Here is a 21,412-nt window from a genome sequence, read left to right as displayed (position 1 = left end):
CCGTTCGGCACACAGGCCCCAAGCTTTGCTTGGGGCTTTTTTTGTGACTGCATCCGCTGCCTGAAGCAGTCCATCGCTCAAGCCTGGCGCGCCTATAGCCTCACTTTTTTGTTGCCCTTCCAAGCTTTACACAAGCATCTCTGGCGGCTTGGCGGCACCCGTCCACCCGGCTTTGGTGCAGGCCGCCGCCACATGGTGCAGTAGCGCGCAGCCCTGGTGCATGGGCTGCCAAAAACAGTCTTCTATGCACTGTGGCCGTGCATGGCCACCGGGTTAGCGCGTAATGGTTTTTACCCGCGAAGCCAGGCTTGTGTCCGCCCTCGAATTTCTTGTTTGCGCCGACTGGGCGATCACTTGATCATCGCTGCCAGATCAGAGCTTCTGATCCATACAGCTTGCATGATTCGGAGATACCAGATGGCAAAAAGCCAAGTCACACGCGCCGGGGCAGACATCGGCGGCACATTCACAGATATCGCACTGGAGGTCGATGGCGTCCTGTTCAGCGAGAAGGTCCTGACGGACTATGAAAAACCCGAGCGCGCCATCGTCACCGGCCTCAAACAGGCGGCAGCCCAGGCGGGGATTGCGCCATCGCAGATTGGCACGGTGATCCACGGCACGACCTTGGCGACGAATTCGCTGATCGAGCGACGCGGCGCCAAGACCGCCTTCATCACCAGCGAAGGTTTTCGCGATGTGATCGAGATGCGCAACGAAGGCCGTTTTGAGCAGTACGACCTGGCCATCCAGCTGCCCGCACCGCTGATTGCCCGCAACCACCGCTTTACCGTGGCAGGCCGGCTTGATGCCAAAGGGCAAGAGCTGCAGGCGCTGGATGAGGCGCAGGTTCAGGAAGTGATTGCCCAGCTGCGCCAGGGCGAGTACGACAGCGTGGCCGTGGGCCTCATGCACAGCTACAAGAACCCGGTCCATGAAAAGCGGGTGCGCGCGCTGATTGCCCAGGCGCTGCCCCAGCTGTCGGTGTCTATCTCCAGCGAGGTATCGCCCCAGATCCGCGAGTTCGAGCGCTTCAACACCGTCTGCGCCAATGCCTATGTGAAGCCGCTGATGTCGTCCTACCTGCAGCGCCTGGCCCAGGCCTTGGTGGAAGAGGGCATGCACTGCCCGCTCTACCTGATCCACTCGGGCGGCGGACTGATGTCGCTGGCCAATGCGGCCGAGTTCCCGGTGCGCCTGCTCGAATCCGGCCCGGCCGGCGGCGCTATCTACGCCAGCGATTTTGCGGCCAAGTACGGCCAGGACAAGGTGGTCTCCTTCGACATGGGCGGCACCACCGCCAAGATCTGCCTCATCGACCAGCATGTGCCCAAGACGGCGCGGGTGTTTGAAGTGGCGCGCAGCTACCGCTTTAAAAAGGGCAGCGGCATGCCGATCTCGATACCGGTCATCGAGATGATCGAGATCGGCGCGGGCGGCGGCTCCATTGCCCATGTGGACGATATGCGCCAGGTGCGCGTGGGGCCGGAAAGCGCGGGCTCCGAGCCCGGACCAGCCAGCTACGGCCGCGGCGGCGCCCGTCCCACGGTGACCGATGCCGATCTGCTGCTCCACAAGCTCGACCCCGCAAGGTTTGCTGGCGGCAGCATGCGGCTCGACATGCCCGCTGCCGAGAAAGCCATGGCCGCCCATGTGGGCGAGGCCCAAGGCCTGGATGCCGTACGCGCAGCCTATGCGGTGGCCGAAGTGGTGGACGAGAACATGGCCAATGCTGCGCGCATGCATGCGGTGGAGTCCGGCCAGGACCTGGAGACCTACACGATGATCGCCTACGGCGGCGCGGCGCCGCTGCATGCCGTGCGCCTCTGTGAAAAGCTGGGCATCCATCGCCTGCTGATCCCAACGGGCGCCGGCGTGGGCTCGGCCATCGGCTTTTTGCGGGCGCCCTTTGCCTATGAGTCGCTGCGCAGCTCGGTGATGCGCATGAGCCAGTTCGATGGCGAGGCTGTCAACCAGATGCTGCGCGAGATGGAAGTCGAGGTGAGCGCCTTTTTGCACGACACCGGTTACGACGGCGAGACCGTCAAGGAGCTGCGCGCCTTTATGCGCTACTGCGGCCAGGGCTGGGAGATTCCCGTCTCGGTGCCCGTGCAGCAGTTTGGGCCGGACAGCGTGCCCGCGCTCAACGAAGCCTTTGTGCAGAACTATGTGGCCTTGTTCGGCCACGCCATCGACGGCCTCGACATCGAGGTGGTGAGTTGGGCACTGTCCTTGCGTTCCAAGACCTTGCCGCCGGCCAGAGCGGAGTTGCAGCAGGGCGGCACGCCGCAAAAGGGCGCCGGCACGGTGCTGGACCGCCGCGAAGTCTTCGACGGCAAGCTCGGACAGTTTTATGCCTGCGATATCTATGAGCGCCTGGGCCTGCCCCGGGGCCAGGCGGTGCCCGGCCCCGTGGTGATTGTGGAAAAGGAAACCTCGACCTATGTGAGCCCGGGCTTCAAGGTCGTGCTGCAGTCGGACGACTGCATGCTCGTAGAACGCATCGAAAGCGGAGTGTGATCATGGCAAACAATACAGACGTTCATTACCAAATCATGTGGAACCGCCTTATCTCGGTGGTGGAAGAGCAGGCGGTCACCTTGATCCGCACCGCCTTTTGCACCAGCGTGCGGGAGGCGGGCGACTTGTCGGCCGGCGTGTTCGACAAGCAGGGCCGCATGATGGCCCAGGCCGTGACCGGCACCCCCGGCCATGTGAACTCGATGGCCGAGTCGGTCGCGCATTTTGCCAAGCGCTTTGAGCGCAGCACCTTGCAAGATGGCGATGTGCTGGTCACCAACGACCCCTGGCTGGGCACCGGCCACCTGCACGACATCACCGTCGTCACCCCGGTGTTTTATGGCCGCGACGGCCACAGCGAGCACATCGGCTACTTTGCCGCCACCGCCCACGTGGTGGACATCGGCGGGCGCGGCTTTGGGCCGGATGGCAGCGATGTCTATGAAGAGGGCCTGTGCATACCGCCGATGAAGTTCTTCCGCGCCGGTGCACTGAATGAGGACCTGATCGAAATCCTGCGCAACAACGTGCGCGAGCGCGACCAGGTGATTGGTGACTTCCATTCGCTGGCCGTCTGCAATGCCACCGGCATGCGCCGCCTCAAGGGCATGCTGGCCGAGTTTGAGCTGCGTGACCTGGAAGACCTGGCCGGCTTCATCTTCGAGAACAGCCAGCGCGCCACCCGCGAGCGCATCGCCGCCTTGCCCGATGGCACCCAGCGCTATGCGATGACCGTGGACGGTTATGAAAAGCCCATCGAACTGGTCGTGGCCGTGGAGATTGCGGCCGACAAGCTGCGCGCCGACTTTGCCGGCACCTCGGACCCGAGCCGCTACGGCATCAATGTGCCGCTGACCTACACCAAGGCCTATGCCTCCTATGCGCTCAAGTGCGCGATTGCGCCGGAAATCCCCAACAACTGGGGCTCGCTGGAGCCCTTTGAGATCAGTGCGCCCGAGGACTGCATCCTCAATGCCCACCGCCCGCGCCCGGTGTCCGTGCGCCATGTCATCGGCCACCTGATCCCCGATGTGGTGCTGGGCGCGCTGCAGCCCATTTGCCAGGGCGAGATCCCGGCCGAAGGGGCCAGCTCCCTGTGGAACCTGCAGATGCGCTTCAAGGGTATCAGCCAGGCCACACGCAACCAGCAGCACGAGATCCTGATGTTCAACACCGGTGGCACCGGTGCGCGCCGCTCCAGCGATGGCCTGAGCGCCACGGCCTTCCCCAGCGGCGTGCAGGCCATGTCGGTCGAGGTGACCGAGAGCATTGGCCCCATCATCATCTGGCGCAAAGAGCTGCGACCCAACTCGGGCGGCGCCGGCCGCTGGCGGGGCGGCCTGGGCCAACGCATCGAGGTGGGCTCGGCCGAGGGCTTTGAGTTTGACTTGAACGCCATGTTTGACCGCGTGCATTTTGCGGCCCGGGGCCACAACGGCGGCCAAAGCGGCGCGTTGGGCAAGGTGTCGCTGGACGACGGTACCGCCTTGCGCGGCAAGGGCAAGCAGCAGATCCCGGCCGGGCGCCGTCTGATTTTGGACTTGCCCGGCGGCGGCGGCAACGGCGATGCGGCACTGCGCCCCGCCGCGCTGGTGCAGCGCGATGTGGCTTATGGCTATATCAGCGCCGAGCAAGCCAATGCCCAATACGCCCAGGCCAAGCCGCTGAACCCGGCCTGATCGCCTGACCATGGCCAGCGGCAAGGGCCGCTGGTCCGCACCCACTTTTCTTCCCCCCCCTGCAGGACACCAAGGACTCTCGATGCACACCCACACTCCCATGGCAGATGGCTTTGCCGCCCCCAGTGCAATCCCTTCGAACGGGTCGTCCCCATCCCCGACAGCGGCGCCGCGCGCGGTGCAGTCCAAAGAGCTCAACCGCGTGGTGCTGGCCTCGGTGGTTGGCAGCTTTGTCGAGTGGTTCGAGTTTTCCGTCTATGGCTACCTGGCCGCGGTGCTCGGCAAGGTCTTCTTTGCCACCAGCTCGCCGACGATGCAGGTAACCGCCTCCTGGGCGGCCTTTGCGATTGCCTTTTTTGCCCGGCCCATTGGCGGCATCTTCTTTGGCTCGCTGGGTGACAAGTACGGCCGAAAGCGCGTGCTGACCATCACCATCATCATGATGGCGATCTCCACCTTCCTGATTGGTGTGCTGCCGGGCTATGCCAGCATCGGCATTGCCGCGCCCTTGCTGCTGATCGTGCTGCGCCTGATGCAGGGCCTGTCCGCCGGGGGCGAGGCCAGCGGCGCTGCCATCTTTGTGGCCGAGTACTGCCGGGACCGCAACCGCACCTTGCTCACCAGCTGGGTCGAGGTGGGTTGCATGGCCGGTTTCTTCTTTGGTGCCTCGGTCTCGGCCATCCTGACGGTATTTTTCAGCGCCGACCAGATCCTGGACTGGGCCTGGCGCATTCCGTTTCTGATCGCACTGCCGCTGGGCGCCATTGGCCTCTATATCCGCAAGTACCTGGAAGAGACCCCCACCTTTGTCGCGATGAAGCAGCAGCATGATGCACTGGCCCAAGCCAGCTGGAAGGTGCTGTTCGCCACCCACAAGAAGGAGCTGTTCCAGTCCGCCGGCATCATCATCGTAACCAATGTGACCTTGTTCACCGTCGTCACCTACATCCCGACCTACTTTGTCAGCGCACTGCATGTGGATGTGGCCACCGGCCTCAAGCTGTCGCTGGGCCCGCAGCTGTTTCTGGTGGTGATGATCCCCCTCATGGGCATGCTGGCCGACAAGTTCAGCCGCAAGACCATGATGACCGCCGCCAGCCTGGCCATTGCCGTGCTGGCCGTGCCGTGCTTTCAGCTGCTGCTGGAGGGCAGCACCGCCGCCAAGATCTCGTCCTTGATGGTGCTGAACTTCTGCTTGGCCATGCTGCTGGGCAGCATCTACTCGATCATCCCGTCGATGTTCCATACCCAGGTGCGCTTCAAAGGCATGGCACTGAGCTACAACGTGGCCGTGGCGATGTTTGCCGGAACGGCGCCGATGATCAACTCCTGGTTGATTGCCAGGACGGGCAACCCCATTGTTCCGGCCTACTACCTGATTGGGGCGGCGGTCGTCGGGCTGATTGCGCTGCTGAGCAGCAAGGACCGCACCGGCTTGCCCATGCGTGGGGATCCGGTGCAGTAAAGAGGCCTGGGCAACAGCCAAAGCACAACGCATCCGTAGTGGGATGCGTTTTTCATGGGCGCACAGGGCAGGGCGCCAAAGGCGGTCAGCACCAGGCTGCCACCTATAATCAGCGCCAGCTCGGGCCCTGTCTGTCTTTGCCCGGCGCCCCTCCATGAAGTACAAGCTCCCGCCCCTGCAGCCGCTGCGCGTGTTCGAATCCATCTACCGCCATGGATCGATCCGCAAGGCCGCTGATGAACTGTGTTTGACCCCGCAGGCCGCCAGCCAGCAACTCAAGCAGTTGGAGAGCGTGTTGGAGATGCAACTGTTCGAGCGGGGAACCCGGGGCCTGCTGGCCAGTGCCGATGCCCAAACGCTGTACCACTATGTGGAGCAAGGTCTGGACGCGCTGAGCCAGGGGCTGGAAGCGGTGCGCGCCAACCAGCGCGAGGCCAAGTTCCATATCCAGGTCAGTCCCTACTTTGCGACCCAGTACCTGATCCGCTCGCTGCCGTCCTTCACCAAGGACTATCCGGCGCTGGACCTGCGCATCTCCATTGGTGTCGAGATGCCATCCTTTGATGCCAGCGACCTGGACGCGGCCATCGTCTGGGGTTATGGCGGTGTCGATGACCTCGACGAAACCCCGCTGCTTGAAGACCTCAAGGTGATCGTGGCCACGCCGCAGTTGCTGGCCGAGCACCCGGTGCTGAACGCGCAGGACCTGCACCACCACCGGCTGATCTCCCCGCTCAGCCACAACAGCCTGTGGCAGGACATCTACGAGATGCTGGGCCTGCAGCCCGGCGACAAGCATGTCAGCCCCATGCTGCTGCACACGCATGATGCAATGCTACAAGCCGTTCTCAGCGGGCAGGGCGTGGGCCTGCTGTCCTATGTCGATGCGCTCAGCTACATCCACAGCGGCAAGCTGCTGGCACCCTTTGGGGCGGAGCTACTGCGCCAACTGCCAATGGCACAAACGCCCAAGTTCCACCTCTATACACGCCGTGGCGGCGGTGAGGGAGCCATCCAGGCCAGCTTTCGGCAGTGGTTGCTGGGCAAGCTGCGCAGCAGCGACTTTATTGGCTACGAAACGCGTCTGGTCCAGAGCGAATCCCCGCTCCAAGCCAGCGCTGTATCGCCCAGCTGACACAGGCCGTTACTGAATCACGCTGCAAGCGCTGGCGGCTGGTACACTGGCTGCGCTTTGAAAAAAGCCTATCTACAGGTGCTCGCATGCCGCGAGTGAAACGGGAACAAGGTCGGGAGTGCGCTCCCCCAAGCCTTGGCTGCCCCCGCAACGGTAGACAGGAAAAGTAGCCGATGCGGCCCGCTCCCACGCGGGCCCAGTCACTGGGGTTGAGAATGCGTCCCTGCCTGCCAGGCAACAGGACGCCCATACCCTGGGAAGACCGGTTACCGGGTCAGCGCGCCAGCGCCGCACCGCCTGTAAGCCCGGAGACCGGCCTGTTCCTAGTCGCAGTGCGCCTTGGCCTTGCCCGGGGCGTGCTCTTTCAACTGTCTGCGGGGTGTGGACGGCGGTTCTTCGCGCGTCCCCGTCCCGGGGGCAGTTGCGTGCAGTGCAGCCACCGCATCAGGCAGTTAGCGCCTTTTGTTGACATGACTGCAGTTCCTTTTCCGAAAAACCGGCTCTTGGCAGCCGTACGGCTTTCTTCCGCTCTCCGCCGCATCGGCGGCTCCTGTGTCTTGTGCTTGCCTGCTTTGGGCATGGCGGTGGCCCATGCGCAAGAGGCCTCGCTGCCCGAAGTGGTGGTGACCGACAAGCGCAGCGAGCCCAATGCGCTCAAGCTTCCTTCCACCTCCGCCAGCAAGCTTGCCGTACCGCTGCAGGACCTGCCTGCCAGCGTGAGCTCGGTCTCGGCCGTGCAGATCCAGGAACGTGCCGACTATGAGGTGGTCGATGCCGTGGGCCGCAGCGTGGGCCTGAGTGCCAACGGCACGCCCGGCAATGGCGGGCTGTCGTTCTCCAGTCGGGGTTTTACCGGCGTCAACTCGGTGGGCGTGGCCGAAGACGGTCTGACCCTGGGCGTGGCGGCGGGCACTGTCGCCTATCCCAACTCCAGCTGGGGCTATGAGCGCTTTGATGTGCTGCGCGGCCCGGCATCGCTGATGTATGGCAGCGGCACCATGGGCGCCACCGTGAACGCGGTGCGCAAGGAGCCCAGTCGCACTACCTCGTCCGAAGTCTTGCTGGGCGCTGGCTCCCATGGCACGGCCCGTGCGGGCCTGGGCACCACCGGCGCACTGAGTGACAGCCTGAGCTACCGCCTGGATGTCTACGGTGATCGCACGGATGGCGAACGCCAACTGGGCAATAGCGACAGCAAGAAGCTGATGAGCGCCATCCGCTGGCAGGCCAACAGCGATCTGCGCCTGGACCTGACGGCCGACGTCAGCGACCAACGGCCCGAGCGCTACTTTGGCACCCCGGTGGTGGATGGCAAGCCGGTGGCGGCGCTGCGCGACCGCAATTTCAACTTTCTTGACAGCGACATCCACTACAAGGACCAGCGCTACAAGCTGAAGGCCGAGTGGAATGTGAGCGACGCGCTGGTGCTGCGCAACGAGACCTACCATATGAAGGCCGACCGCCATTGGAAGAACATCGAAGGCTATGACTACGATGCCAGCACGCGCACGGTTCACCGCTACGACTACCTGGAGATCGGCCACGACCTGGAGCAAAGCGGCAACCGCCTGGGCGCCGTATTCAAGCCCGGCCAGCATGAGATTGCGATGGGCTGGGATGTGTCGCAGGCCAAGTTCACCGCGCTCAACAGCTCGCCCTATACCGGCGAATCCGATGTGCCGCTGAACGGTGGCACCAGTGGCTACTGGGACAGCCCGGACCCTTACAAGCCGCGCATGACCTCGCGCATCCGCCAGAACGCCTTCTACCTGGAAGACGCCTGGAAGCTGGGCGAGCAGTGGCTGCTGATGGGCGGTGTGCGCCGTGACCTGTATGACTTTGACCGCATGGATCTACTCAGCCAGGCGCGTTTTGACAAGACCTTGGGAGGCACATCCTGGCGCCTGGGCCTGACCCACAAGCTGGACCAGAACACCAGCGTCTACGCCCAGGTCAGCACCGGCCATGACCCCGTCAACAGCCTGTTGTCGCTGACGCAGTCGCAAACCGGCTTTACCCTGAGCAAGGGCCGCCAGGTGGAAGTGGGAATCAAGCAACAACTGCCCAACGACCAGGGCGAGTGGACCCTGGCGGTCTTCGACATCCGCAAGAAAGACATCATCACCCGCGATCCGGACCGGCCGGCGCTGTCGATCCAGGGCGGCAAGCAGTCGTCCACGGGCATTGAGCTGGCGGGCAGCTGGCGGGCGACCAAGTCTTGGCGCTTTGAGGGCAATCTGGCCTATGTGGATGCGCAGTTTGATGAGCTGCTGGAAGGCGCCACCGCCATTGACCGCGCTGGCAACCAGCCGGCCAACGTACCGCGCTACACCGCCAATGCCTGGGCGCATTACCAAACGGGCGATTGGCGTGCTTCGCTGGGCCTGCGCCATGTCGCCAGCCGCTACACCAACAATGCCAATACCGCGCAGCTGCCGGCCTACACGGTGGCCGATGCGGTCCTGGGCTGGAACCTGAACCGCAGCACCACCTTGAACCTCGTGGGCCGCAACCTCGCCAACAAGCGCTATGCTGCCTCGTCCTACGGCTCGCAATGGCTGATGGGTAACGGCCGCAGCTTTGAGCTGATGGCACATCTGCGTTTCTGAGCAAGGCCCTGGCATGACACGACGCGCGATTAGGCACTTTCAACATGCGTTGGCGGCGGCGGCCGCTGTCGCACTGCTGGGTTGTGACCCGCCCGCAGGGCAGGGCGCAGCCAGCAGCACAGCACCGGCTGCTGTGGCTGCTGCGCCTGCGGCCGACCCAGGCCTGCTGGCCACCCCTCTGGTGATCGATGTCTGCGGCCAGCCCCAGCGCTATGACCGGGTGCCGCAGCGCGCCATCACCCACGATGTGAACATCACCGAGATGTTCCTCTTCCTGGGCCTGGGACCCAAGCTGGTGGGCTACTCGGGGATACCGTCGCAAAAGGAAATCAGCCCGGCGCTGAAGGACCAGTTCGCGCAGGTGCCCAAGCTGTCGTCGCAGGATATGAATCTGGAAAATATGCTGGACGCCCGCGCCGACTTTGTGTTTGGTGGCTGGAGCTATGGCTTTCGCCCCGCTGGGGTGACGCCGGAGCTGCTGGCCAAGCATGGCGTGGCCAGCTATGTGCTGTCCGAGTCCTGCATCCACGTGCAAAAGCGCGAGCGTGTGGCGCTGGCCGACACCTTGGCGGACCTGCGCAATGTGGCGCGTATTTTTGACATCGAGCCCCAGGCGCAGCAGCAAATTGCCAAGCTCCAAGCCTCCATCGACCAGCTGGCCGCGCAGATGCAGGGCAATACCGAGAAGCCGCGGGTGTTTGTGTTTGACAGTGGCGAGAAGATCCCCACCACGGTAGGCGGCTTTGGCATGCCCCAGGCCATGCTGGATGCTGCCGGCGGCAGCAATATTTTTGGCGACATCCCCACGAACTGGCCCAAGGGCAATTGGGAGGATGTAATCACCCGCGACCCCGAGTGGATCATCATCATCGACTACGGCCGGCCCAGCGCCCAGGGCAAGATCGATTTTCTGCGGGCCAAGCCTGAGCTGGCAGGCGTGTCTGCCATCCGCGACCAGCGCTTTTTTGTGATGAGCTATGCCGAGGCAACGCCCGGGCCGCGCAATGTGAATGTGGCGCAGCGCCTCGCTGCCGCCTTGCATGCTGATCGCGGCATCACCGTGGACCCGGTTCCCTGGCTGCCGGCTGTGGAGTCCAAGCAGTGAGCCATGCGCCTGGCTGCGACGGCCAGCATGATCGCCAGCGGCGCAAGCCCTGGTCTTTGGCGCTATGCCTGTTGCTGCTTTTGGCGCTGCTGCTCGCCAGCGGTCTGGCCGCCATCACCTGGGGCTCGGCATCGCTGCATGCCTCCACCGTATGGTCCGTCGTCAGCCAGCAGTTGCTGGGCGGCGGCTGGCAAGCCGATGCGGGGCAGGGCGGCATCAGCCAGCAGCACTACCAGATTGTCTGGATGGTGCGCATGCCCCGGGTGCTGCTGGCAGCCCTTGTCGGCGCGGGCTTGGCGGTGGTGGGCGTGGTGATGCAGGCGATGGTGCGCAACCCGCTGGCCGATCCCTATATGCTCGGTGTGTCCTCCGGCGCGTCGGTGGGGGCGGTATCGGTGCTGGCCTATGGCAGCTTCGCGATGGCAGGCATTTATGCGATCACCGCAGGCGCCTTTATCGGTGCACTGCTGGCCACGGCCCTGGTCTATGCGCTGGCACAGCAACAGGGGCGCCTGCATGCGACCCGGCTGATCTTGAGCGGCGTGGCCATTGGCTACATGCTGATGGGGATCACCAGCCTGATAACACTGACTGCCGGCCAGCGCGAGCTGGCCAATGCCTTGCTGACCTGGACGCTGGGCAGCCTGGCAGCCACACAGTGGAGCGCGCTGGGCCTGCCAGCTGCCGTGCTGGGCCTGGGCCTGCTGTGGCTGCTGCTCTGCGCCCGCCAGCTCAATGCCTTGCTGGTTGGCGACGAGGGCGCCGCCACCCTGGGGCTGAACACCGCCAGCCTGCGCCTGCAGCTGTTTGTCGTGGTGTCGCTGTTGACCGGCACCATGGTGGCGGTCAGCGGTGCCATCGGTTTTGTCGGCCTGGTCATTCCCCATATCACCCGCATGCTGGTGGGCAGTGACCACCGCCGTGTTTTGCCCGTCAGTGCCTTGATGGGGGCGAGCTTTTTGGTATTGGTCGATCTGGCCGCACGCACCTGGTTTTCGCCGAGCGAGCTGCCGGTGGGCGTCATCACCTCGCTGATAGGCGGGCCCTTCTTTATCTGGATGCTGTGGCGCCGCACCACGGCGATGCCGGGAGGCAGCGCATGATGCTGAAGGCCAAGCAACTGTCCTGGACGGCCGGCCACGGCGCCCAGGCCACACCGATCGTGCGCCAGGCCAGCCTGCAGGTGGCGCAGGGCGAATGTGTCGGCCTGGTGGGGCCCAATGGCTGCGGCAAATCGACCCTGATGCGCATGCTCTACCGCGTGCTGCAGCCCCAGGCCGGTGGCCGCATAGAACTGCAAGGCCGCGATATCTGGCAGATGAGCTCCCGGCAGTTTGCGCAGCAGGCTGCCGTGCTGGGCCAGGATACCGGCCTGGGCTTTGACTGCACAGTGCAGGAACTGGTGATGATGGGCCGCTTGCCGCACCAGTCGCGCTGGGCGCGCGACAGCGCCGAGGACAAGGCCATCGTCAGCGCCTGCCTGGCACAGGTGCGGGCCAGCAACCTGGTGGACCATCCCCTGTCTTCCCTCTCGGGCGGCGAGCGCCAGCGCGTGCTGCTGGCCCGTGCGCTGGCCCAGCAGCCGCAGCTGCTGTTTCTTGACGAGCCCACCAACCACCTGGACATCCAGTTCCAGCTGGAGCTGCTGAGCCTGGTGCGCGCCTCGGGTTGCACCGTGCTGATCGTAGTGCACGACCTGAACCTGGCGGCGCAGTTCTGCGACCGCATCTATGTAATGCAAAACGGCTGCATTGAGGCCGAGGGCACGCCCGAGCAGGTGCTGACGCCCGCCACCATTGCGCGGGTGTTCCAGGTGGAGTCACAGGTGGACCGCCATCCGCGACTGGACAAGGCCCGTGTCAGCTACTGGATGGACAAACCCCGTGGCTAACCAACCCGATGCCTTATTGCTGCTGGGCCGGGGCGGCCTGGGGTCGGCGGCCAAGAACGAATTGCAGGCTTTGCTGCAGGCCTGCCAGCAGGCAGACCCACTCTTGCCGATGCAGCTGGCCTTTGTGGACCGCAACCAGCCAGCCTTGCCCGAGGCGCTGGACAGTCTGTGCGCTGCGCTTGCGCCGGCCGATCTGGCGCAGCAGACCATCGTCATCCAACCCACGATGGTGCCCGATGAGCCCGCGCTGCGTCGCTGGCTGCAAAAGGTTGCCAGGCGCTGGCTGGCCAGCCAGCCTGCGCATGCCCGGCCCCAGTTGGTATTTGCGCAGCCGCTGCTGCAGTGGGATGGCCTGGTGCCTGCCTTGCTGAACCACCTGGCACTCGCCACGGCACAGCCGGATGTGGTGGCCGAGGAGGGCGAAGAGGGCTGGCAAAACGACCCGGTGGCCTGGAGCACGGTGCCCGCCCACCAGCGTCATGTGCTGTGGTGCATGGGGCCGCGCTGCGTGGCCAAGGGTGCCGCAGCGCTATGGCCCCGGCTCAGCCAAGCGGTGCAGGCCAGTGCGCCCCTCAAGCAGCAGTTGCAGCTGCTGCAGACCAGCTGTCAGTACCCCTGCAACCAGGGGCCGCTGATGATCGTTTATCCCGAAGGCGTCTGGTACGGCAAGCTCGATGAAGACAGCCTGGTGCCGGTGCTCAAGAGCCATATCGAAGGCAGCGAGGCCTGTGCGGCCCACCGGGTGCATACGCTCCAGGTGCCTCCGCCCGGCAGCGATCCAGACCAATAAGCGCAGTGCGCTATTTGCACTGCAGCAGCGGATCGGCCGCAAAAATCTCTACCACCCAATCGACAAAGGCCCGCACCTTGGCACTCAAATGGGAGTTGGGCGGGTAGACCACATAGACCGGCAGCAAAGGCTGGGTCCACTCCGGCAGGATCTGCACCAGCTCACCGCTCTGCAAATATTCGCGGGCCTGGTAGCTGGTGATCTGGCCGACACCCTGCCCGGCCAGCAAGCTGCTGGTATAGGCATTGGCCTCGTTGACGGCCAGGGTCGAGGGGTTGGCAATCTCGACGATCTCGCCGTTCTGCTGGAACTCCAGCGGATAGCGGCGCTGGGCGACGGGTGAGAAGAAAATCACACTGTTGTGGCCATTTTCCAGATCGCGCGGATGCTGGGGCGTGCCATGGCGCTGCAGGTAGGCGGGCGAGGCCATGGTCAAGAACTCCAGATTGCCCACGCGGCGCGCCACCAGCGACTGGTCGCTCAACTCGCCGCCCCGGATCACGCAGTCCACATTGTCGGCAATCAGGTCCACGGTGCGGTCGGTCACGCCCAGGTCGATCTGGATATCGGGGTAGCGCGCCTGGAAGGAGGCCAGCTGCGGAATGATCAGCATCCGTGCGATGGAGGTGCCGACATCGACACGCAGGCGGCCGCGTGGCGTGGCGCGCACCTGGCTCATGCTGGCTTCGAGCTCATCAAAATCGCTCAGCAGCCGCACGGCGCGGTCGTAGTAGGCGGCGCCATCGGTGGTCACGGTCACGCGGCGGGTGGTGCGGTTGAGCAGCTTGACCCGCAGCCGGTCTTCCAGCGCCTGCACATGCTTGGTCACGCTGGCCTTGGGCAGCTGCAAGGTGGTCGCGGCGAGCGTAAATGTGCCCGACTCCACCACCCGTGCGAAAACCCGCATTGCCTGTATCTGGTCCATCCCGCTCTCCTTGCACCAGCGCGCACGCGCGCGCCAAAAGTAGGTGGATTCTCACATGCCAAAGATCACGCCATTGTTCCTGTTTTGGAAATAGTGCGGCCATAATTTGCGGATTGATCGGTTGCAGCATCGCAACTACATTTACCCATGCCTACTTACCACCGGGCTAGCTTATGTCTAACACCACCGTAAAAAACAGTTCACCGGCTCCTGACTTCATCGACACCGTCGCTCCGACGGCGTCGGGCGAGTCGGTGGCCGTGCGTCTGTACGGTAGCAAAGGCAAGTCGGGCGAGCCTTCACCCTTGGTGCTGCATTTTCATGGCGGCGCTTTTGTGGATGGTGACCTGGACAGTGGTTGCACCGTAGCGGGTCTGTTGGCAACAGCAGGTGCGCGTGTGGTGTCGGTGGCGTACCCGCTCTCGCCTGAGCATCCATTTCCGCGTCCATTGGAGATCGGATATGAAATGCTCCAGTGGAGCTACAAACATCGCACACGCCTTGCCGGCAAAGGTGCGCCGATGTATGTGGCTGGCGAGGAGGCGGGCGCCAACCTGGCTGCCGGCGTGTGCTTGATGGCGCGTGATCAACGCCATCCACCGCTGGCAGGGCAAATCCTGCTCTCACCCATGCTCAATCCCTGCGCCGGCACGGCATCGCTTCGCGCTGCCAATGGCGACGCAACGGAATGCAAATGGGCCGAGGGCTGGAGCAAGTTCCTGGGCTGCACCTATGACGGCATCCACCCCTACGCCGTGCCTGCGATGGCACAGCGCCTGGCGGGCTTGCCGGCTACGCTCATCATGGTGGGCGATGAAGACCCGATGCACGACGAGGCGCTGGCGTATGCCAGCCGCCTGCAGGCAGCGGGCCATCTGGTGCAGCAGCATGTGTTCAAGGTCGCGCAACAGTGGCCCGATGCATTGCTGGAGCCTCGGCCTCCCGAGAGCTGTCCCTGTGCCGGGGCGGTGCTGGAACAACTGGCAATTTTCTTCGAGACATCCCGATGTCGGGCGCAAGCCTGATCCCCTGAACGAAGCGCAAAGCAAGAGCGGCGCCACCCTCCGGTAAAGCCCGGGGAGCGGCGGCGGGCAGCTGCGCCTTCACCACCCTTCAAAAACGCTTTCTCGCAACGCATTGTCTGAATGGACAAGGTATTTCTGTCGGCCGGCTTTACGGGCCGCTGGGGCATGCCGTTGCCGCAAGAAACCTCAAAAACTATTCACGCACACATCAGGACTTGGCCATGAGCAACAACAAAATGACTTACTCCCCTCAACGCCGCTGGTGGACCGCCGTCGGCCTGGCCGCTGCCGTCGTGGCCGCAGGCGGCACGGCGCTGGGCCTGCAAAGCTCGCACGCCAGTGCGCCGGCCGAAGCCGCAGCGCCACCGGCCATGCCCGTCTCCGTCGCCCAGGTGCTGCAAAAAGACGTGCAGCTCTGGGATGAATTCTCTGGCCGGCTCGAAGCGGTGCAGCGCGTGGATGTGCGCCCGCGTGTGGCCGGCGCGCTGCATGCGGTGCACTTCAAGGAAGGCGCGCTGGTCAAGGCGGGCGATCTGCTCTTCACGGTAGATCCGGCACCTTTTGCGGTCGAAGTTGACCGCGCCGAAGCCCAGGTGGTGGCGGCCAAGGCCCGCATGGGTTACTCGCAAAGCGAAGCTGAACGCGCCGCCCGCCTGTGGGAAGAGCGCGCTATTGCGCAAAAGGAGCTGGACGAGCGGACCAATGCACGCCGCGAAGCGGACGCCAACCTGCGCGCTGCCCAGGCCGCGCTGCAGACGGCCAAGTTGAACCTGGGCTACACGCAGGTGCGCGCACCGGTGGCAGGCCGCATGGGCCGTATTGATGTGACCGTGGGCAACCTGGTGAGCGCCGGCGCCGGCGCGCCGGTGCTGACCACCTTGGTCTCCGTCAATCCGATGTATGCCAGTTTTGATGCGGACGAGCAGATCGTCACCAACGCCCTGCAAGGCCTGCGCCAAGGCAAGAGCGCCCGCGCGCTGATCGAGAGCATTCCCGTGCAGATGGGGGTGGGCACCAGCGGCGCCACGCCGTACAACGGCCACCTGCAGTTGATTGACAACCAGGTGGATGCGCGCAGCGGCACGGTGCGGGTGCGTGCGGTGTTTGACAACGCCGATGGCGCGCTGATGGCCGGCCAGTTTGCCCGCGTGCGCATGGGCCAGCCCCATAGCCAGCAGGCCCTGCTGATCAACGAGCGGGCCGTGGGCACGGACCAGAGCAAGAAGTTTGTGCTGGTGGTGGGCGAGGGCAACAAGGCCGAGTACCGCGAAGTGCAGCTGGGTGCGCCGTTTGAAGGCCTGCGTCTGGTGACCTCAGGCCTCAAGGCGGGAGAGCGCATTGTGGTCAATGGCCTGCAGCGCGTGCGCCCCGGCGCTGTGGTGGCACCGCAGGATGTGCCCATGACCAACAAATCCGAGCTCAAGGGCGAAGCGCAGCAGGCAGCCAACGATGGCTCCAAGCCCGCCGCCTAAACCGATAACAAAAAGCCAAGCGTATGAATTTATCCCGATTTTTCATCGACCGCCCGATTTTTGCGGGTGTGTTGTCGGTGCTGATCTTTCTGGCAGGGCTGATCGCCATGCGAACCCTGCCGATCTCGGAATACCCCGAGGTCGTGCCGCCATCCGTCGTGGTGCGCGCCCAGTACCCTGGCGCCAACCCCAAGGTGATTGCCGAGACGGTGGCCACTCCGCTGGAAGAATCCATCAACGGTGTGGAAGGCATGCTCTACATGGGCAGCCAGGCCACCACCGATGGTGTGATGACCCTGACCGTGACCTTCAAGCTGGGCACCGACCCGGACAAGGCCCAGCAGCTGGTGCAAAACCGCGTCTCCCAAGCAGAGCCGCGCTTGCCAGAAGAAGTGCGGCGTCTGGGCGTGACGACCATCAAGAGCTCGCCGGACATCACCATGGTGGTACACATGGTGTCGCCCAACGGCCGCTATGACATCGACTACCTGCGCAACTATGCCGTGCTCAACGTCAAGGACCGCCTCGCGCGTATCCAGGGCGTAGGCCAGGTGCAGATCTTTGGCGGTGGCGATTACTCGATGCGCGCCTGGCTGGACCCGCAAAAGGTGGCGCAACGCGGCCTGTCGGCCAGCGATGTGGTGGCCGCCATCCGTGGCCAGAACGTGCAAGCCGCCGCCGGCGTGGTGGGTGCATCGCCGGGTCTGCCTGGCGTGGATACCCAGTTGTCGATCAATGCCCAAGGCCGTTTGTCGAGCACCGAAGAGTTTGGCGACATCATCGTCAAGACCGGTGCGGACGGTGCGGTGACGCGCCTTCGCGACATTGCCCGCCTGGAGCTGGGTGCAGCTGATTATTCGCTGCGCTCGCTGCTGAACAACGAGCCAGCCGTCGGCATGGGCGTGTTCCAAGCGCCAGGATCCAATGCGCTGGAGATCTCGGCCAATGTGCGCAGCACCATGGCCGAGCTGCAAAAGAACATGCCCGAAGGCGTGGAGTTCCGCATTGCCTATGACCCGACCCAGTTTGTGCGCGCCTCCATCGACTCGGTGATCCACACCTTGCTTGAAGCCATTGCGCTCGTGGTGGTAGTGGTGATTCTGTTCCTGCAAACCTGGCGCGCTTCCATCATTCCGCTGCTGGCTGTGCCGGTGTCGGTGGTGGGTACGTTTGCGGTGCTGCACCTACTGGGCTTTTCCATCAATGCGCTCAGCCTGTTCGGGCTGGTGCTGGCCATCGGTATCGTGGTCGATGACGCGATTGTGGTGGTCGAGAACGTAGAGCGGAACATTGAAGCCGGGTTGAGCCCGCGCGAGGCCACCTACCAGGCGATGCGCGAAGTTTCGGGCCCCATCATTGCGATTGCGCTGGTGCTGGTGGCGGTGTTTGTGCCGCTGGCCTTTATCAGCGGCCTGACAGGCCAGTTCTACAAGCAGTTTGCGGTAACGATCGCCATCTCCACGGTGATCTCGGCCATCAACTCGCTGACCCTGTCGCCGGCTTTGGCAGCGCTGCTGCTCAAGGGCCACCATGAGCCCAAGGATGCGCTGACCCGGGGCATGGACCGCGTGCTGGGTGGCTTTTTCCGCCGCTTCAATAGCGTGTTCCACCGCGGCTCCGAAGCCTATAGCGGCGGTGTGCGCCGCGTGATCAGCCACAAGACCGGCATGTTTGTGGTCTACCTGGTGCTGGTCGGCGCGACCTGGGGCCTGTTCCACATGGTGCCCGGCGGCTTTGTGCCCGCGCAGGACAAGCAGTACCTGGTCGGCTTTGCCCAGCTGCCCGATGGCGCCACCTTGGACCGCACCGAAGACGTCATCAAGCGCATGGGCGAGATCGTCAAAGAGAACCCCAATGTGGCCGACGCCATTGCCTTCCCCGGTCTGTCGATCAATGGTTTCACCAACAGCTCGAACTCCGGCATCGTGTTTGTATCGCTCAAGCCCTTTGCTGAGCGCACGCGCGCCGACCAAAGCGGTGGTGCCGTGGCAGGGCAGCTGAACCAGGCGTTTGGCCAGATCCAGGACGCGTTCATCGCCATGTTCCCACCACCACCGGTGTCGGGCCTGGGCACCACGGGCGGCTTCAAGCTGCAGATCGAAGACCGGGCCTCGCTCGGCTACGAAGCGATGGACGGCGCGGTCAAGGCCTTCATGGCCAAGGCCTACCAGACGCCTGAGCTGGCGGGAATCTTCTCGAGCTGGCAGGTCAATGTGCCGCAGCTGTTCGCCGATATCGACCGCACCAAGGCGCGCCAACTGGGTGTTCCGGTGACCGACATCTTCGAGACCCTGCAGATCTACCTGGGCAGCCTGTATGCCAATGACTTCAACCAGTTTGGCCGCACTTACAGCGTGCGGGTGCAGGCGGATGCGGGCTTCCGTGCTCGTGCTGAAGATGTAGGCGCTCTGAAGGTACGTTCGACCACCGGCGAGATGGTGCCGCTGTCGGCACTGATGAAGCTGGAACCCAGCTTTGGACCCGAGCGTGCCATGCGCTACAACGGCTTCCTGTCGGCTGACGTGAATGGCGGCCCGGCCCCTGGCTTCTCGTCGGGCCAGGCCCGCGAAGCGGTGGAGCGCATTGCTGCCGAGACCTTGCCCCAAGGCATCAGCTTTGAGTGGACGGAGCTGACCTACCAGGAAATCCTGGCCGGTAACTCTGCCGCGCTGGTCTTCCCCTTGGCGATCTTCTTGGTCTTCCTGGTGCTGGCTGCGCAGTATGAAAGCCTGACCCTGCCTCTGGCGATTGTGCTGATCGTGCCGATGGGCCTGCTCGCCGCAATGACCGGTGTCTGGCTGTCCAACGGGGACAACAATGTCTTCACCCAGATCGGCTTGGTGGTGCTGGTGGGGCTATCGGCGAAGAACGCGATCTTGATTGTGGAGTTTGCCCGTGAGCTGGAATTTGCCGGCCGCACCCCCGTGCAAGCCGCGATTGAGGCCAGCCGCCTGCGTCTGCGCCCCATCCTGATGACCTCGATGGCCTTCATCATGGGTGTGCTGCCCCTGGTGCTGTCCAAGGGTGCCGGCGCAGAAATGCGCAGTGCCATGGGTATCGCCGTGTTCGCCGGGATGATTGGTGTCACCGCCTTCGGCCTGTTCCTGACCCCCGTGTTCTATGTGCTGCTGCGCAAGCTGGCAGGCAACCGCCCGCTCAAGCAACACGGTGCCCATGTGGCCCCGATCACGGCGCCGGTGCCTGCACCTGTGCATGGTGGCGGCTCGGGCCAACCCATCTTGGCCGCTGCGCGCGGACATGACGAATAAGAGAAGAACAACATGCAAAAAATGACTCTTTCTTTCAACGCCAAAGTCGGCCAGGCCCGCTTGGGCCGGGGCCTGCGCTGGAAACTGCTGACGCCCTTAGCCGCCGCCTTGCTGCTGGCCGGCTGCGCCACGGCCCTGCCACCTGCTGTGCAAAACGCTGGTGTGCCGGTGCCTGCCGCTTTCAGCACACCGCAGGACCAGGCCTCCTGGACCACGGCCGCCCCGGCCGAGGCCCAGGCCCGTGGCGCCTGGTGGCTGGCCTTTGCCGATGCCGAGATGACCCAGCTGGTCGAACGCGCTGCCGATGCCAACACCGATGTGCAGACGGCAGCAGCCCGACTGGCAGAGGCCCGGGCGCTGCTGCGCTCGGCCGACGCCCAGCGTATGCCGCAGGTCGGCGTTGGCGGCGGCGTGGCGCGCCAGGCCGGTGCCAACACCAGCAATGGTTTGCAGCCGGCCACCTTGGTAACGGCTGGCCTCAACCTGTCCTACGAGGTGGATCTGTTTGGCCGCCTCTCGCAGGCCAGCCAGGCCGCACAGCTGGATGCCGATGCGCGCGCAGCCCTGCTGCAAAGCACGCGGCTGATGGTGCAGTCCGATGTGGCGCAGACCTATCTGCAGCTGCGTGCGCTGCAAACCGAGCAGCAGCTGGTGCAGCAAAGCCTGTCTGCCTACTGCGACACTTTGCGCCTGATCCAGCGTCGCTTTGACGCTGGCGATGCTGCCGAGCTGGAGGTGGTGCGCATGCAAAGCGAGGTGTCGGCCACCGAATCCGAGGCCCTGGGCTTGGAACGCCAGCAAGCAACCCTGAGCAATGCGCTGGCGGTGCTGGTCGGCGAGGTGGCCACCGGCTTTGTGCTGCCCGCTGCGCAAGGCGACGTGCGTCTGCCGGTGATTCCCGCAGGCGTGCCCGGCACCGTGCTGGCCCGCCGGCCCGATGTGTCGGCCGCGCAAGCCAGTGTGCTGGCTGCGCAGGCCCGCGTGGGCGTAGCGCAAGCGGCCTGGTTCCCGGCGATCACCTTAACCGGCAATGGAGGTTTTGCATCGCCGGACCTGGGCGACCTGTTCAAATGGTCGGCCCGCTCCTGGGGCCTGGGCGCGCTGCTGTCGCTGCCGCTGTTTGATGGCGGCCAGCGCGAAGCGCAGGAAGAGGGCGCAAAAGCCCGGCTGGAAGCGGCAGTGGCCGCCCAACGCGGCCAGGTGCTGGGCGCCTTTCGCGAGGTGGAAGACCAGCTGAGCAGCCTGCGCCTGCTGCAAGGCCAGGCCACCGTGCTGGGCCAGGCCGTGCAGTCGGCCGAGCGGGCCACGCACCTCTCTGATGTGCGCTACCGCAACGGCCTGGTCAGCCAGCTGGAGCTGCTGGACGCCCGCCGCAACGAACTGCGCAACCGCCGCCAGGCGCTGCAAGTGCGAACGGCCCAGTACACCGCCACCATTGCGCTGATCCGCGCGTTGGGCGGCAGCTGGGATAGTGCGCCGGTGGCGGCTGGTTAAACGCCCGCTGCCCATAAAAGCAGGCCTCTCGCG

General features: G+C 64.4%; 14 protein-coding genes and 1 riboswitch. Of the genes, 13 read left to right on the top strand and 1 reads right to left on the bottom strand.

Translation table 11 applies throughout. The features are described from left to right. Positions 1-417: 417 nt before the first annotated feature. The 9 genes from HS961_RS13925 (at position 418) to HS961_RS13885 (ending at position 13,194) form a co-directional block, all read left to right on the top strand. Positions 418-2,520: a hydantoinase/oxoprolinase family protein gene (locus HS961_RS13925; RefSeq protein ID WP_182322921.1), complete on the top strand. Its 2,103-nt coding sequence runs from the start codon at positions 418-420 to the stop codon at positions 2,518-2,520. A gap of 2 nt (positions 2,521-2,522) precedes the next feature. Beyond that, entirely contained in the window at positions 2,523-4,199 is a 1,677-nt protein-coding gene (locus HS961_RS13920) for a hydantoinase B/oxoprolinase family protein (RefSeq protein WP_182322919.1), read from the top strand. A gap of 82 nt (positions 4,200-4,281) precedes the next feature. Continuing rightward, positions 4,282-5,664 carry an MFS transporter gene (locus HS961_RS13915; protein WP_182322917.1) on the top strand — a complete coding sequence of 461 codons (1,383 nt, stop codon included), beginning with the start codon at positions 4,282-4,284 and terminating at the stop codon, positions 5,662-5,664. Positions 5,665-5,818: 154 nt separating this feature from the next. Beyond that, on the top strand, positions 5,819-6,799 hold the full coding sequence (locus HS961_RS13910; protein ID WP_182322915.1) for a LysR substrate-binding domain-containing protein: 981 nt from the start codon (positions 5,819-5,821) through the stop codon (positions 6,797-6,799). A 59-nt stretch (positions 6,800-6,858) separates the two neighbouring features. After that, positions 6,859-7,135: riboswitch (cobalamin riboswitch) on the top strand. A 242-nt stretch (positions 7,136-7,377) separates the two neighbouring features. Then, a complete protein-coding gene (locus tag HS961_RS13905; RefSeq protein ID WP_238347604.1) occupies positions 7,378-9,408 on the top strand; it encodes a TonB-dependent receptor in 2,031 nt (676 codons plus the stop codon). 13 nt (positions 9,409-9,421) lie between these two features. Continuing rightward, positions 9,422-10,513 (top strand): ABC transporter substrate-binding protein, encoded by a 1,092-nt coding sequence (locus HS961_RS13900; RefSeq protein ID WP_182322911.1) that lies wholly within the window; start codon positions 9,422-9,424, stop codon positions 10,511-10,513. Between the two features lie 56 nt (positions 10,514-10,569). Beyond that, positions 10,570-11,616, top strand: a complete 1,047-nt coding sequence (locus HS961_RS13895) for a FecCD family ABC transporter permease (protein WP_412101659.1) — start codon at positions 10,570-10,572, stop codon at positions 11,614-11,616. Further along, positions 11,613-12,404 (top strand): ABC transporter ATP-binding protein, encoded by a 792-nt coding sequence (locus HS961_RS13890; RefSeq protein WP_182322906.1) that lies wholly within the window; start codon positions 11,613-11,615, stop codon positions 12,402-12,404. Before HS961_RS13895 ends, HS961_RS13890 begins: the two co-directional genes overlap by 4 nt. Continuing rightward, complete coding sequence (locus HS961_RS13885) at positions 12,397-13,194, top strand: (2Fe-2S) ferredoxin domain-containing protein (protein ID WP_182322904.1); 798 nt, start codon at positions 12,397-12,399, stop codon at positions 13,192-13,194. Before HS961_RS13890 ends, HS961_RS13885 begins: the two co-directional genes overlap by 8 nt. Before the next feature lie 10 nt (positions 13,195-13,204). Here HS961_RS13885 and HS961_RS13880 read toward each other — a convergent pair whose 3' ends face one another. Then, on the bottom strand, positions 13,205-14,119 hold the full coding sequence (locus HS961_RS13880) for a LysR family transcriptional regulator (RefSeq protein ID WP_182322902.1): 915 nt from the start codon (positions 14,117-14,119) through the stop codon (positions 13,205-13,207). A 173-nt stretch (positions 14,120-14,292) separates the two neighbouring features. Between HS961_RS13880 and HS961_RS13875 the strand changes: the two genes are divergently transcribed. The 4 genes from HS961_RS13875 to HS961_RS13860 all read left to right on the top strand — a co-directional run bounded on the left by HS961_RS13875 (position 14,293) and on the right by HS961_RS13860 (position 21,379). Next, a complete protein-coding gene (locus tag HS961_RS13875; RefSeq protein WP_182322900.1) occupies positions 14,293-15,144 on the top strand; it encodes an alpha/beta hydrolase in 852 nt (283 codons plus the stop codon). A 221-nt stretch (positions 15,145-15,365) separates the two neighbouring features. After that, positions 15,366-16,616 (top strand): efflux RND transporter periplasmic adaptor subunit, encoded by a 1,251-nt coding sequence (locus HS961_RS13870; protein WP_182322898.1) that lies wholly within the window; start codon positions 15,366-15,368, stop codon positions 16,614-16,616. Positions 16,617-16,639: 23 nt separating this feature from the next. After that, positions 16,640-19,885, top strand: coding sequence for an efflux RND transporter permease subunit (locus tag HS961_RS13865; RefSeq protein WP_182322896.1), 3,246 nt, complete (start codon positions 16,640-16,642; stop codon positions 19,883-19,885). Between the two features lie 21 nt (positions 19,886-19,906). Next, complete coding sequence (locus HS961_RS13860) at positions 19,907-21,379, top strand: efflux transporter outer membrane subunit (RefSeq protein WP_182322894.1); 1,473 nt, start codon at positions 19,907-19,909, stop codon at positions 21,377-21,379. Positions 21,380-21,412: the final 33 nt, after the last annotated feature.

It is taken from the genome of Comamonas piscis (genome assembly GCF_014109725.1).
Taxonomy (GTDB): Bacteria; Pseudomonadota; Gammaproteobacteria; order Burkholderiales; family Burkholderiaceae_C; genus Comamonas; species Comamonas piscis.
The sequence above is the reverse complement of the archived record's forward strand: the minus strand, read 5'-3'. Positions and strand labels throughout refer to the sequence as shown.